The following is a 13,751-nucleotide window of genomic DNA, read 5'->3' as shown; positions in this document are numbered from 1 at the left end:
AACTCCGGATCATCGACCCGGACCATGCCGGCCGCGGTCCTGTTCGCCGCCATGAGACACCCCAAGGGACCAGACGCCATGACACCCGCCGCCCGCCTCCAGGCGGTCATCGATCTGCTGACCGAGATCGACGAGACCCCTCGCCCCGCCGACGCGGTGATGAGCGCCTATTTCCGCAACCGCCGCTACATCGGGTCGAAGGACCGCACCGCCGTCGCCCAGATGGCCTATGCGATCCTGCGCCGCCATGCGCGGCTCGGCTGGTGGATCGAGCGCGGCGGCTACGAGCGTCCCACCCCGCGCGCCCGCGTGCTGGCCTATCTGCTGCTGGAAGAGAACCGCAACGCCGGCGTGGTGCTGGAGATGTTCAGCGGCGGCAAGTTCGCCCCCGCCCGCCTGACCGACGACGAGCTGGCGATGGTCGGCAAGCTGGAAAGCCACACGATGGACCATCCCGACATGCCGGAGACGGTGCGGGTGGAGTGTCCGGATTGGGCGGAAGCGGCGATGCGCGCCTCGCTGGGCGACCGCTTCGGGGTGGAGATGGAGAAGCTCTTGGAGGCGGCCCCGCTCGACCTGCGCATCAACCCGCTGAAGGCCAACCAGCAGAGCGCCATCAAGGCGCTGGCCAAGGCGCAGATCACGGCGGAGACCACGCGCTGGTCGCCTCTGGGCCTGCGGGTGAAGGGCCGGCCGCCGCTGGGCAGCGTCGACGCCTTCAAGGACGGTCTGGTCGAGATCCAGGACGAGGGCTCGCAGCTGGTGGCGCTGGCGGTTGCGCCGAAGCCCGGCCATCAGGTGGTCGATTTCTGCGCCGGGGCCGGCGGCAAGACTCTGGCCGTCGCCGCGCTGATGAAGAACAAGGGCCGCGTCGTCGCCTGCGACGTGCTGGACAAGCGCCTGAAGCGCGCGGCCGAGCGGTTCCGCCGCGCCGGCCTGCACAACATCGAAGCGCATCCGCTCACCAGCGAGCGCGACCCCTGGGTGAAGCGCCACAAGCGCAAGTTCGACCGCGTGCTGGTCGACGCCCCCTGCTCCGGCACCGGCACCTGGCGCCGCAATCCGGATGCCCGCTGGCGCCAGCTCGGGCCGGGGCTGGAGCAGCTGCTGCCGCTGCAGGCCAACATCCTCGACAGCGCGGCGCGTCTGGTGAAGCCGGGCGGGCGGCTGATCTACGCCACCTGCTCGATGCTGCATGACGAGAACGAGGCGCAGGTCGAAGCCTTCCTGCAGACCCACCACGACTTCGTCGTGAAGCCGGTCGCCGAGGTGTGGGCGGAGGAGGAGGCCGGCGCCCCGCCGGTCGAAGGGCCGTATCTGCGCCTGACCCCGGCGAAGCACGACACCGACGGTTTCTTCGCCGCCGTGCTGGAACGCCGCGCGGAAGAGACCGTCTCGCAGGAGAGCGTGTCGGATGTCGGCGTGGAGCAGGGCGAGGTCGATCCGGTCGAGCTGGGCAAGGCGATCGACGCGTGAGTGAGCGCTTGCTGATGCCCCCTCCCTAACCCTCCCCCGCCCAGCGGGGGAGGATAGGTGGGGGTCTCGCTCCGCAAGACTCCAACCACCTCCCGCCCTTGACAGCCGGGGTGGCGCGCTCCTTATCGGTGGGGTAGGCTTTCCGCCGCTGAATTCGTCCGGGCATTTCCGCCCCACCTCCCAAGAGGACCAGATGAAGTTCTCCTTCGCCAAGCCGTCCCTGCCTGCTTCCGGCGTGCTTGCCGTGACCGTCGCCGCCGACCGCGGTCTCGGCCCGCTCGGGCGCGAGCTCGATCTGAAGACCGGCGGGGCGTTGGCCCGCGCCATGGCCGCCGCCCGCTTCACCGGCAAGAAGGACGAGACGCTGACGCTGCTTGCCCCGGCCGGGACCGAGCTGGACCGCATCCTGCTGGTCGGCATCGGCAAGGGTGCGGACCTGACCGACCTGATCCTCCAGGCTGCCGGCGGCGCGATTGCCGTTCAGCTGGACAAGGCCGCCGACGAGGCGGCGCTGCTGGTCGAGCTGCCCGAGGGCGCCACGCAGTCGCCGGCCGCCGCCGCGGCCGAGATCGCCTTCGGCGCGCAGCTGCGCTCCTACAAGTTCGACAAGTACCGGACCAACGACCGGAAGGCCGACAAGAAGGAGCCGAAGCCCAGCCTGCGCAAGCTGACGCTGCTGGTCGAGGAAGAGGGCGCCGCCAAGGCCGCCTTCAAGAAGCTGGACACGCTGGCCGACGCCATCCGCTTCACCCGCGATCTGGTGTCGGAGCCGGCCAACGTCATCTATCCGGAAAGCCTCGCCGAGAAGACGAAGGAGCTGGAGCAGTTCGGTGTCGAGGTCGAGATCCTCGACCAGAAGAAGCTGAAGAAGATCGGCATGGGCGCCCTGCTGGGCGTCGCCCAGGGCAGCGCCTTCGAGCCGCGCGTGGTCGTCATGCGCTGGAACGGCAACCCCGACGCCGACGACAAGCGTCCGGTCGCCTTCATCGGCAAGGGCGTGACCTTCGACAGCGGCGGCATCTCGATCAAGGGTGCGGCCGGCATGGAAGACATGAAGTGGGACATGGGCGGCTCCGCCACCGTGATCGGCACCATGTATGCGCTGGCCGCCCGCAAGGCGAAGGTCAACGCCATCGGCATCGTCGGGTTGGTGGAGAACATGCCGTCGGGCACGGCGCAGCGTCCGGGCGACATCGTCACCTCGCTGTCGGGCCAGACCATCGAGGTCATCAACACCGACGCCGAGGGCCGCCTGGTGCTGGCCGACTGCCTGTGGTACGCGCAGGACGTCTACAAGCCCAAGCTGATGGTCGATCTCGCCACCCTGACCGGTGCCGTCATCGTGGCGCTCGGCCATGAGCATGCCGGCCTGTTCGCCAACGACGACGAGCTTGCCACGAACCTGACGGCCGCCGGCCTGAAGGTGGGCCAGCCGGTGTGGCGCATGCCGCTGGGCGACGCCTATGACAAGGAGATCGAATCGCCGGCCGCCGACATGAAGAACACCGGATCGGGCGGCGGGGCCGGCAGCATCGTCGGCGCGCAGTTCCTGAAGCGCTTCGTCAACGACGTGCCCTGGGCCCACATCGACATCGCCGGCGTCGCCTGGGCGAAGAAGGACGGCGCCACGGTTCCGAAGGGGGCCTCCGCCTTCGGCGTGCGTCTGCTCGACCGTTTCGTGGCGGACTTCCACGAGGCGTGATGGCCGAGGCTTGATGTGTGCGTGAAGGAGCCATGACCGAAGTCCGCTTCTACCATCTGCAACGGCGCACGATGGAGCAGGCGCTGCCCAAGATCCTGGAAAAGGTTCTTGAGCGCAACTGGCGCGCCGTCGTGCTCGCCGGGTCGCCGGAGAGGGTGGACATGCTGAACCAGCATCTGTGGACCTACGATCCCGGCTCCTTCCTGCCGCATGGGGCGGCGCGCGACGGCTTCGCCGACAAACAGCCGGTGTGGCTGACCGATGCCGACGAGAACCCCAACGGCGCCACCGTGCTGGTGACGGTGGACGGCTGTGTCAGCGACCGGATGGACAGCTACGACCTTGTCTGCGACCTGTTCGACGGCAATGACGACGAGGCGGTGCTGGCCGCCCGCCAGCGCTGGAAGGCCTGCAAGTCGGCAGGCCATTCCTTGACCTACTGGCAGCAGACCGAGCGCGGCGGCTGGGAAAAGCGGGCCTGACCGGGACGGTCCGGTGGGGGCCTCCGCTCATTTCATTTGCATTCGATCCGTTCAGAAATGAATCTGATTGCCGGTGTGGATGGTCAAAGGTGCGGACTCCCCAATGAACAGGAGCCAGTTCGACCCGGCGCTCGCCCAGCAGGTCAGGGACGCCAGCATCCTGATCGTGGACGACAACCAGTCCAACGTCGACCTGCTGCGCGAAATCCTCGGTCACGACGGCTACACCCGCGTTATCGGCGAGACGGATCCGCGCAAGGTGCCGGACCTCTGCGCGGCCGAGCCGTTCGACCTGCTGCTGATCGACATCCGCATGCCGCACATGAGCGGCTTCGAACTGATGGAGCGGCTGAAGCCGGTCTTCGGCGACGATTACGTGCCGGTGCTGGTGCTGACCGCCCAGACCGACCAGGATACCCGGCGCAAGTCGTTGGAACTGGGTGCCAACGACTTCCTGACCAAGCCCTTCATCGCCTGGGAACTGCTGCACCGTGTCCGCAACATGGTGGAGATCCGCAAGCTCTACCGCCGCGCCGCGGAGCAGAACCGCGAGCTGGAGCGCCGGGTGTCGGAACGAACGGCCGAACTGTCGGATGCGCTGGAGGCGGCGCGCCAGGCAGACCGCGCCAAGTTGGACTTCCTGGCGGTGATGAGCCATGAGCTGCGCACACCGCTGAACTCCATCATCGGTTTCGCCGACGTGCTGGCGGGAGAGGGGATGGGCAAGCTGGGCCATCCCGACTATCTGGAATATGTGAAGCTGATCGAGGACAGCGGCCGGGCGCTGCTGACCATGGTCAACAACATCCTGGACTACACGCGCGGGTCGACCGGCTCGATCGAGATCCAGGAGAGCGACGTCAATGTCCCACAGCTGCTGGCCGGCTGCGCCGACATGCTGGCGCCGAAGGCTTCGGCCAAGCGGCTGGCGTTGACGGTGCATCCCTGCCCGCCCTTCCGTATGCGGATCGACCGCCGCCGGCTGCGCGAGATGGTGCTGAACCTGCTGGACAATGCGGTCAAGTTCACCCAGCCCGGCGGCCATGTGGTGCTGGCGGTGGAGGACCGCGGCAATTTCGTCGGCGTTGCCGTGCGCGACGACGGTCCCGGCATCCCGACCGAATTGATGGGCCGCATCTTCAACCCATTCACCCAGGCCGAACGCTCGCTGGTCCGCCAGCATGAGGGCGTCGGGTTGGGCCTCCCCATCGTCCGGCGCTTCGCCGAGCTGCATGGCGGCGGCGTCGAGGTCGACAGCGCGCCGGGGCGGGGAACGGCGGTGACGATCCTGCTGCCGAAGGAGCGGCTGCTGGGGGGCTGACTCCGCAGAACTCGCCCCCTCAATGAAAGGTGAACATCTCCGGCGCCGCGCCGATGCGGGCGACCAACCCGCCGCCGGGCGGGACCGGACGCCACTGGTCGCGCTGGGAATCGACCGGCTCCGACACCACGATCAGCCCGTTGTCGCCGCGGCGCCAGTAGAGGCTCGGCGGCTTGTCGTCCGACGCCCAACGCACCGCCCACACCCGCTCTCCGTCGGTCCAGGTCGCGGTGAAGCGCAGGGGGGCGGTGATGCCCAGCATCCGCATCTCGTCGCGGATGGCGTGCAGGACGCGCTGGAAGGCGCCGACCGAATCCCGTTCCAGTCCCTGGCCGAGGGCGGCAAGGAAGATCGCCTCGCTGTCGGTGGTGCCGGTGCGGGTGCCATACAGCTCGTCCGGGATCATCGCCTCCACCTTGCGGCGCAGGCGGGGCCAGTCGCCGACCTGCCCATTGTGCATGAACAGGAAGCGCCCGGCCTTGAAGGGGTGGCAGTTGGCGCGGCTGACCGCGGTTCCGGTGGCCGCCCGTACATGGGCGAAGAACAGATGGGAGCGGACATGGCTGCAGATCGACTGCAAATTCTCGTCCGACCAGGCCGGGCGGATCTCGCAATAGCGGCCGGGCTCGGTCCGCTCGCTGTACCAGCCGACGCCGAAACCGTCACCGTTGGTCTCGGTCTTCGCCTCCGCGGCATGCATCGACTGTTCGATCAGGGAATGGCAGGGCGTGCAGACCAGCGTTTCCAGGAACACAGGCTCGCCGCAATAGGCAAGAAACCGACACATCGACCGACGCACCATGGCAGCCGCGACAGGAACTGCGTCAATTTGACCCGATGCGGGGTGTGAAACAAGGGGCGGAGTCACGAATCCGTCATGCCGCCTGGCGGGTGTTGCATTTCCGCCGGTTCGGCACGGGCGCCCCCCGCTTCGATCACCACACGACCCTGGGCAGGGCGGCGACGCGCAGCGGGCCGACGAACAGGGCGCGGTCCTGCACAGTGACGGGGGCGGTGACCACCGGCTCGCCATTCGGGCCGGTCGGGCGGGCCAGCATGGTCAGGACGGTGCGGGCGATGGCGGCCTCGTTCGGGCGCATCATCGGCTTCACCGCGTCGAGGATCGCCGGCGCTCCGCGGATTTCGGCGGTCAGCGCCGCCTGCGGCTGAAGCTGCGCATCCAATGCCAGCGTGCCGGACAGCACCGCCCCCAGCGGTCCCCAGTCCAGCGCCAGCCGGTCCACCTCCACCGTGCCGCCGTTGCGGCTCCAGGCCGACAGGCTGGCCGGTTCGGGGCGCGGCGGGGCGCCCATGACGCGCAAGGTGAGTTCCGTCCGCTTCACCTCGCGGCCCAGCGTCGGTGGCATGCCGTCGGGCAGGGTCAGGCCGTCGGCGGACAGGGTGACGGTCAGGCCGGCGGTGGTTCGTTCGGCCGGCGGCTGGTCCGGCTGGGCGGCGCCGACGTCCAATGCTGCGACCGGCACCGACTGCCCGGCGACCTGCGCGGTCAGGCCGGTGAAGCGAAGGGCGAGCCGCTCCAGTGTGCCCGACATCCGCATGGTCACGTCGCCATTGCCGCCCTGCGGGGCCAGGATGTCGATCGGCGGCTGGCCGGGCTGCACCACCGACAGCCGCTGTTCGCCGGGAAAGGTCAGGGCGATCCGGGTGGGGTTCCAGGGCGCCGCCTCCGCCACCAGCCGCGCGCCCTGCCATTCGGCGCCGCGGGTGGCCAGATGCGGCTTCTCCAGTTCCGCCCGCAGGGCGAAGGGGAAACCGCCGACGCTCAGGCCGCCATGCTCCACCACCGCCCCGTTGTCGCGCTGCGCGGCAACCCAGTCCTCCAGCCCGCCGCGTACGGCGCGGGCCGCCTGCCACCACCACAGGCTATACACGACAGCCGGCAGCAGCAGGACCATCAGCAGCAGGATCGTGGCGATCCTGCGCCCGGTCAGCAGGCGGCGCGGCGCGGAAGTGGCGGGGCTGGGGCGCATCGGTGGCATGTCCGTTCCATCTCCGTACCCTTATAGCGACCCCGGAAGGCGCATGCTAGGTTTGGGCATCGCCGATTCGCTTCTGGACAGTCTTCATACCCGATGGCTCCCGATTCGCAGCTGCCGCGTCCCGCCTGGTCCGCCGACATCGCGGTCGAACCCGGCAGCGACCTCTGGGTGTTCGGCTATGGCTCCCTGATGTGGAACCCGGAATTTCCCTTCGTCGAGCGGCATGCGGCGACTTTGCCGGGCTATCACCGCAGCTTCTGCGTCTCCTCCCACCGTTACCGAGGCACGCCGGAGCGGCCGGGGCTGGTTCTCGGGCTCGACCGCGGCGGCTCCTGCCGCGGCATCGTCTTCCGGGTGGCGGTGGCCGATGTGCCGGCCACGCTCGATTGCCTGTGGGAGCGGGAGATGATCAACCGCGTCTATCGGCCGAAGCTGCTGCAGGTCCGGCTGCGCGACGGCCGGTCTGCCGGGGGGCTGGAGGCGGTGCGCGCCTGTTGCTTCGTCGTCGACCGCGACCATCCGCAATATTGCCGCGGCCTGGATGAGTCCGCGGTGGTTTGTCGCATCGCCGACTGCTGCGGCCAGCGCGGACCCAACATCGAGTATCTCGCGAACACAGTCCGGCATCTGGATGGGCTGGGGATTCGGGACGGCCGGCTTTCCCGGCTTCTGCGTCTTGCTTCGGACCGAAGTCGGTCCATTGCTGATGGGTGAGATAATATTGACTGTGAATTGGAAATCTGCACTTGAAGTTCTTCTATCATAAATTTCGTCACAAATTGGGGTTTTAATCATCTTCATCGTGGGCGTCGATGGGGCCTATGATGGCGCCGAAAACGCACGACCTTCGACGAGAGTCTCAGATGGCATTGAGAATTACTATAAACAGGAAGCTTATCAGCCTGCCGATTGTCATGTTGCTGGTGTTCGTCGCGGGGAGTGCGCTTCTGCTGAAGTCGATGCGGACCTCCCAGGAGGTGGCCAACCAGGACAAGGTCCGCGCCGTGGTGGAAGTGGCGATGGGCGTCGTCCGCTATTTCGAGGATCGCTCGGCCAAGGGGGAAATGTCCGTCGAGGACGCCCAGACCAAGGCGCGCGATGTCATCCGCACCATGCGGCATGGCAGCCGGTCCGACTATTTCTTCATCACCAGCCCGGACAACAAGCTGCTGGTCCACGGGGTCCAGCCGCAGTTGGAGGGGCGCGACTTCGGTGGGGTTCGCGATGTGAACGGCGTTCCCTATGCCCGGATGCTGGGCGAGGCGGCACGCGCCGGCGGCGGACATGTCTATTTTTCCTGGCAGAGGAACGCGGATGAAGCGCCGCTCCTGAAGGTTGCCTATGCGGCGATGTCGCCCGGATGGAAGTGGGTGGTGGGGTCCGGCGTCTTCGTCGACCACATCGAGGCCGATTTCCGCGCCCATGCGCTTGAAGCCGCTCTGATCGCAGCGATGTTGGGCGGCATTGCGGCGCTCATGGCGCTGCTGATCGCCCGCTCCATCACCAAGCCCCTGACGCGGCTGACCCAGGTCATGCGCCGCCTTGCCGATGGCGATGTCGACGTTGCAGTGACCGATTCCAGCCGTCGAGACGAGATCGGCGAGATGGCCGCGGCCATGAGCGTGTTCAAGGATCGCGCCGCCGAGAACCATACCCTGCGCCTGCAACAGGAGGAGATGAGGGTGAAGGCGCAGGCGGACCGCGCCGCTCTGCTCGCCAAGCTGGCGGATTCGTTCGAGCGCTCGATCGGCGAGGTGGTGCGGCTGGTGACGGCCTCGGCCGGAACCATGCGGGTGACGGCGAGGACCCTGACCGACAGCGCCAGCGTCGCCACCGACCGCAGCAGCGCCGCGTTCCAGGCCGCCGATTCGGCGAAGGCCAGCATCGGTTCCGTCGCCGCAGCCGCCGAGGAATTGACCAGCTCGATCAGCGAGATCGGAAGGCAGGCCGGCGTGTCGAGCGAGATTGCCCATCGCGCGGTCGACGAGGCGAGCAAGACCAACCAGATCATGGACGGTCTCGTCCGCGCCGCCAACGAGGTGGGCGAAGTCGTCAGCCTGATCAACTCCATCGCCGGCCAGACCAATCTCCTCGCCCTGAACGCGACGATCGAGGCCGCCCGCGCCGGTGAACATGGCAAGGGATTCGCCGTGGTCGCCAGCGAGGTCAAGGGGCTGGCCGGCCAGACCGCCCGCGCCACCGAGGACATTCAGCGGAAGATTTCCGAGATCCAGCAGGCGACCGACGCGGCGGTCGTGGCGATCCGCGACATCGGCGGCATCATCGGGCAGATGACCGGCATCGCCAGCACCATCGCCGCCGCGGTCGAGGAGCAGGGGGCGGCGACCTCGGAGATTTCGCGCAATGTCCACAATGCGGCGGAGGGCGCCCAGGCGGTGTCGCTGAACGTGGCCGGCGCCAACGACGCGTCCGTCGATGCCGGCGGCAAGGCCGAGGCGATGCTCGGCGAAGCCGACCGGCTGGTGGGTGTCGCGGAGAAGCTGCGCGGCGAGGTCGAAGGCTTCGTCGCCAACATCCGGGCCGCCTGAGCCGCCAACGAACGGGCAGGGAGCTGGCTGCCGCTGGCTCCCAGCCGTTTCGGCGCTATAGTCGTGGGCATGACGACCCTGCGCATCCGGGCCCTGGCCCTGGCGGGAGCGGCCCTGGTCCTGGGCGTGGTCGCCCCGGCCGGCGCCGCGCCGCTTCACCATGACATCGAGCTGACGCTCGACCCCGCCGCCGGCCGGCTGGAGGCCGTGGACCGGCTGACCCTGCCGGCCGGGGCGCAGTCTCTGCGGCTGGACCCTGCGCTGATCCTGCATGAGGTGCGGATCGGCGACCGCTCCGTTTCGACCGACCGCCGCGGCGACCGGCTGCGGCTGAACGTCCCGGACGGGGGCGGGGCGGTGACCATCCGCTATGGCGGGCGGCTGCCGGGTTTCACCGCCGGGACCGGGCTGGCGTTGGACGGGGAGGGCGCGTTCCTGCCGGGGTGGGGCGGCTGGCTGCCCGATGCCGGGGCCGACCCGGCCGTCGATACCGACGGGCCGCCCAGCTGGCGGCTGTCGCTGCGGTTGCCGGCGCCCTATGTCGCCGTCGCGACAGGGCGGCTGGTGGAGGAGGAACGTGACGCCGCCGGCTACCGCGCCGTGTTCGAGGAAACCCGCAGCGTCGAGGAACCGTCCGTCTTCGCCGGTCCCTGGACGGTCGAGGAGCGGATGGCCGGAGCCTTGCGCCTGCGTCTCTACCGCCATCTCGAACAGACCGGGCTGGCCGACGGCTATCTCGCCTTGTCGGAGCAGGCCATCGCCGCCGGAGCGGCCCGCATTGGCGCCTATCCGTTCGATGGATTCAGCATCGTTTCGGTTCCGCCGCCGGTGGGGTTGGGCTTTCCGGGACTGACCGCCATCGGCCGCTCCGTCCTGCCGCTGCCCTTCATCCGCAGCCAGTCGCTGACCCACGAGATCATGCACAACTGGTGGGGCAACGGCGTGCGCGTCGGCGCCGGCGGCAACTGGGCGGAGGGGCTGACCACCTACATGGCCGATTACGCCGCCGCCCGCGACCGCGGTGCCGACGCTGCGCGGGCGATGCGGCTGGACTGGCTGCGCGACTATGCCGCCCTGCCGGCCGAGCGTGACCGTCCGCTGACGGAGTTCCGGTCCAAGACGCATGACGCCGCGCAGATCGTCGGCTACGGCAAGGCGGCGATGCTGTTCCACATGCTGGAGGCGGAGATCGGCCGCGACGCCTTCGATGCCGGTATCCGGCGCTTCTGGAGCGACCACGCCTTCCGCGATGCCGGCTGGTCCGACCTGCGCCGCGCCTTCGAGGCGGCGTCAGGCCGCGACCTCGGCGGGCTGTTCGCCCAATGGCTGGAGCGGCGGGGCGCACCACTGCTGACGCTGGCGGATGCCCGTGCCGATGGTGACGGCGTGCTGCTGACCCTGCGGCAGGAGGCCGACCGGCCCTATGCCCTGACCGTGCCGGTGCGGCTGGAGACGGCTGCGGGTGTCGAGGACCACAGGCTGCGCTTCGATGGGAAGGACACGACATTGCGCGTGACCGCCAAGGCTGCGGTCCGGGCGGTGGCCGTCGATCCCGATTTCGACCTGTTCCGCCGGCTTGCGCCGGGCGAGGCGCCGCCGATCCTGCGCGACGTTACCCTGCGCCCTGGTGCCGAGCGGGTGATCGCCGCCGACGGCGACGCGGTCGAGGCCGCGAGGGCGCTGGCCGACCGTCTGATGGACGGCGTGGCACGGGAGAGTGGGGGGGGAACTGCGCCGCTGCTGCTGGTCGGCACCGACGCGGCGGTGGCGCGGGAGTTGGAAAGGCGCGGGCTGCCGCCGGTGCCGGCGGAACTGGCCGGACGGGGCAGCGCGCGGGCGTGGGTGTCGCGCGCGGCCGACGGGCGGACGGCGCTGGTGGTGTCGGGCGCCGATGCTGCCGCGCTGCAGGCGCTGGTCCGGCCGCTGCCGCATTACGGACGGCAGAGCTGGCTGGTGTTCGACGGGGCGAAGGCCACCGACCGCGGGGTGTGGGCGGTCGGCGAAAGCCCGCTGCGGCGGGTGGTGGGGCGGTGAGGGTGGGGAGGTGTCGGCTTCGAATGCCTCCTCCCTAACCCTCCCCCGCTCTCGGCCGGCCGGAGGCCGGTCCGATCACGGGAGAGGGGACTGCCGCTGAACCCTCGCAAAGCTCCTGCCCCCTCTCCCGCGAAGCTCTCGCACAAAGCTCCGCTTTGTGCTGACGCGACAGGCGGACCGTAGGTCCGCTGAGAGCGGGGGAGGGATGGGGAGGGGGCTCCCAGTCGCCGATGCTTATTCCGCCTACTTCCCCTCGCCCCAGACCAGCCCGTTGAACAGCGGCTCGATCACCGTCTGCCCGACATCGCGGGTGATGAATACCAGCTTGGTGCGATGGTCCTCGCTGGGCCAGTCCTCCAGGCGGACGGGTGGGTGGAACATGTGCTGGACGCCGTGGACGACCACCGGCAGCTCGCTTTCCTGAACGTTCAGCAGCCCCTTCACCCGCAGCAGATTCTCGCCGGCCTGGGCGATCAGCGCCTCCATGAAGTCGACGAAGCCGTTCCACGGAACCGGCCGGTCGATCACCATGCAGAAGGCGCGGATGTGGTCGTCATGGCGGTTGGCGTCGTGGTGATGATGGTCGTGGCCGCAGTCGGGACCGCAATGGTCGCCATGGTCTTGCCCATGGTCGTGCCCATGGTCGTGCCCATGGTCGTGATGGTGATGGTCGTGCCCGTGGTCATGTTCATGTTCATGATGACCATGACCATGGTCATGGTGCTCGTGCCCGTGCGCCTTGGCCTGTTCGTCGCGATAGGCCTCCTCGCGCAGCCAGCGGGCGACGTCCGGGCTCTTGGTCTCGGGATTGTAGAGCCCGGCATCGAACAGCCGCTTGGGGTCGATCTCGCCATGGGCGGCGGGAAGGACCGGGGCGGCCGGGTTGATGGCGGCAAGGCGCTGCATCAGGGCGGCAGTGGCCGCGGGGGTGGCGACATCGGTCTTGGTCAGGACGATGCGGTCGGCGACGGCGGCCTGCTTGACGCTTTCCGGCTGGCGGTCGAGCTGGAGCGAGCCGTGCGCCGCGTCCACCGTGGCGATCACCCCGTCCAGACGGAAGCGGGCGGCCAGCAGCGGGTCCGACATCAGGGTGTGGATGATCGGCGCCGGATCGGCCAGCCCGGTCGTTTCCACCACAACCCGGTCGAAGTCGGGGATCTCGCCCTTCACCCGCTTCAGGAACAGGTCGCGCAGCGTGTCCACCAGATCGCCGCGGATGGTGCAGCACAGGCAGCCGCTGTCCATCAGCACCATGTTCTCCGACGCCTTGGCGACCAGAAGATGGTCGAGCCCGACCTCCCCGAACTCGTTGATGACGATGGCGGTGCGCGCCATGCCGGGGTTGCGCAGCAGCGCCTGCAGCAGCGTGGTCTTGCCGCTGCCGAGGAAGCCGGTCAGCACCGAGACGGGAAGGCGGGCGGGAGAGGCGGCGGGAGCGCTCAACGGGGTTTCTCCTGACAGGATTTGCACAGGCCGCGCACCTCGACGGTGGGGCGCTGGACACGGAAGCCGCGCTCGGCCGCCGCGGCGACGATGGCCGAGCCGACACCCGGATCGTCGATCTCGGCCGCATCGCCGCAGGCATCGCACACCAGGAACTGCCCGGAATGGACAGCCCCCGGTGCGGCGCAGCCGACATAGGCATTCAGCGATTCGATGCGGTGGACCAGCCCCTGTTCGACCAGGAATTCCAGCGCGCGATAGACGGTCAGCGGCGCCGCCGCCTTGCCGTCCTGCTGGCTGAGATCTTCCAGGATCGCATAGGCGCCGCGCGGCCGGTGGCTGGACCACACCAGCTCCAGCACACGGCGGCGCAGCGCGGTCAGCCGCGCCCCCCGTTCGGCGCACAGCGCGTCGGCACGGGTCAGGGCGTCGGCGATGCAGTGGGTATGGTCGTGGAGCGAAGACATGGGTGTTACTTTATAACATCATGGGCGGCAACGCAACGCGCATGGAAAAGGCGGCCCCGGGGTTGGGGCCGCCTTGCCGAGTGGCGGTTGTTCTTTTTGGGGCCGGGCTCTTTTCCGAGCCTGAACATGCATCGGCCGCGGCGGAGCGGCCGGCGTTCTTATCGCTCTGACCCGGAAGGCTGGGCGGGACAGGGCGGCCGCACCGGGCCGCAATGCCAAGATAGCAACCGGGCGTGACCATTTGCGGGCAGGCCGATGACCGTTCGGTGAAGGTGGC

Annotated in this window: 11 protein-coding genes; 7 read left to right on the top strand and 4 right to left on the bottom strand. The window is 68.9% G+C overall.

Going from position 1 to position 13,751, the window contains the following annotated elements:
• The first annotated feature begins 78 nt into the window (after positions 1-78).
• The 4 genes from A6A40_RS07885 to A6A40_RS07870 all read left to right on the top strand — a co-directional run bounded on the left by A6A40_RS07885 (position 79) and on the right by A6A40_RS07870 (position 4,981).
• Positions 79-1,476, top strand: coding sequence for an RsmB/NOP family class I SAM-dependent RNA methyltransferase (locus tag A6A40_RS07885; RefSeq protein ID WP_082860864.1), 1,398 nt, complete (start codon positions 79-81; stop codon positions 1,474-1,476).
• Between the two features lie 193 nt (positions 1,477-1,669).
• The gene (locus A6A40_RS07880) at positions 1,670-3,178 is read left to right on the top strand and encodes a leucyl aminopeptidase (RefSeq protein WP_063634912.1); all 1,509 of its coding nucleotides are present in this window, start codon (positions 1,670-1,672) and stop codon (positions 3,176-3,178) included.
• A gap of 32 nt (positions 3,179-3,210) precedes the next feature.
• Positions 3,211-3,660, top strand: a complete 450-nt coding sequence (locus A6A40_RS07875) for a DNA polymerase III subunit chi (protein ID WP_063634911.1) — start codon at positions 3,211-3,213, stop codon at positions 3,658-3,660.
• Positions 3,661-3,763: 103 nt separating this feature from the next.
• Positions 3,764-4,981: an ATP-binding response regulator gene (locus tag A6A40_RS07870; RefSeq protein WP_063634910.1), complete on the top strand. Its 1,218-nt coding sequence runs from the start codon at positions 3,764-3,766 to the stop codon at positions 4,979-4,981.
• Between the two features lie 19 nt (positions 4,982-5,000).
• Here A6A40_RS07870 and A6A40_RS07865 read toward each other — a convergent pair whose 3' ends face one another.
• Both A6A40_RS07865 and A6A40_RS07860 read right to left on the bottom strand, forming a co-directional pair.
• The gene (locus tag A6A40_RS07865) at positions 5,001-5,768 is read right to left on the bottom strand and encodes a class II glutamine amidotransferase (RefSeq protein ID WP_063634909.1); all 768 of its coding nucleotides are present in this window, start codon (positions 5,766-5,768) and stop codon (positions 5,001-5,003) included.
• Positions 5,769-5,916: 148 nt separating this feature from the next.
• The gene (locus tag A6A40_RS07860) at positions 5,917-6,981 is read right to left on the bottom strand and encodes a DUF2125 domain-containing protein (RefSeq protein WP_063634908.1); all 1,065 of its coding nucleotides are present in this window, start codon (positions 6,979-6,981) and stop codon (positions 5,917-5,919) included.
• A gap of 93 nt (positions 6,982-7,074) precedes the next feature.
• Between A6A40_RS07860 and A6A40_RS07855 the strand changes: the two genes are divergently transcribed.
• From A6A40_RS07855 to A6A40_RS07845, 3 genes are all read left to right on the top strand, one after another.
• Positions 7,075-7,695: a gamma-glutamylcyclotransferase gene (locus tag A6A40_RS07855; RefSeq protein ID WP_063634907.1), complete on the top strand. Its 621-nt coding sequence runs from the start codon at positions 7,075-7,077 to the stop codon at positions 7,693-7,695.
• 200 nt (positions 7,696-7,895) lie between these two features.
• Positions 7,896-9,530 carry a methyl-accepting chemotaxis protein gene (locus tag A6A40_RS07850; protein WP_158279282.1) on the top strand — a complete coding sequence of 545 codons (1,635 nt, stop codon included), beginning with the start codon at positions 7,896-7,898 and terminating at the stop codon, positions 9,528-9,530.
• Between the two features lie 69 nt (positions 9,531-9,599).
• Positions 9,600-11,564 (top strand): M1 family metallopeptidase, encoded by a 1,965-nt coding sequence (locus A6A40_RS07845; RefSeq protein WP_063636173.1) that lies wholly within the window; start codon positions 9,600-9,602, stop codon positions 11,562-11,564.
• A 243-nt stretch (positions 11,565-11,807) separates the two neighbouring features.
• Here A6A40_RS07845 and A6A40_RS07840 read toward each other — a convergent pair whose 3' ends face one another.
• A complete protein-coding gene (locus A6A40_RS07840) occupies positions 11,808-13,034 on the bottom strand; it encodes a CobW family GTP-binding protein (RefSeq protein WP_063634905.1) in 1,227 nt (408 codons plus the stop codon).
• Positions 13,004-13,474 carry a Fur family transcriptional regulator gene (locus A6A40_RS07835; RefSeq protein WP_063634904.1) on the bottom strand — a complete coding sequence of 157 codons (471 nt, stop codon included), beginning with the start codon at positions 13,472-13,474 and terminating at the stop codon, positions 13,004-13,006. Before A6A40_RS07835 ends, A6A40_RS07840 begins: the two co-directional genes overlap by 31 nt.
• Positions 13,475-13,751: the final 277 nt, after the last annotated feature.

The organism is Azospirillum humicireducens, assembly GCF_001639105.2.
Taxonomy (GTDB): Bacteria; Pseudomonadota; Alphaproteobacteria; order Azospirillales; family Azospirillaceae; genus Azospirillum; species Azospirillum humicireducens.
This window is presented reverse-complemented; position numbering and strand designations above follow the sequence as displayed.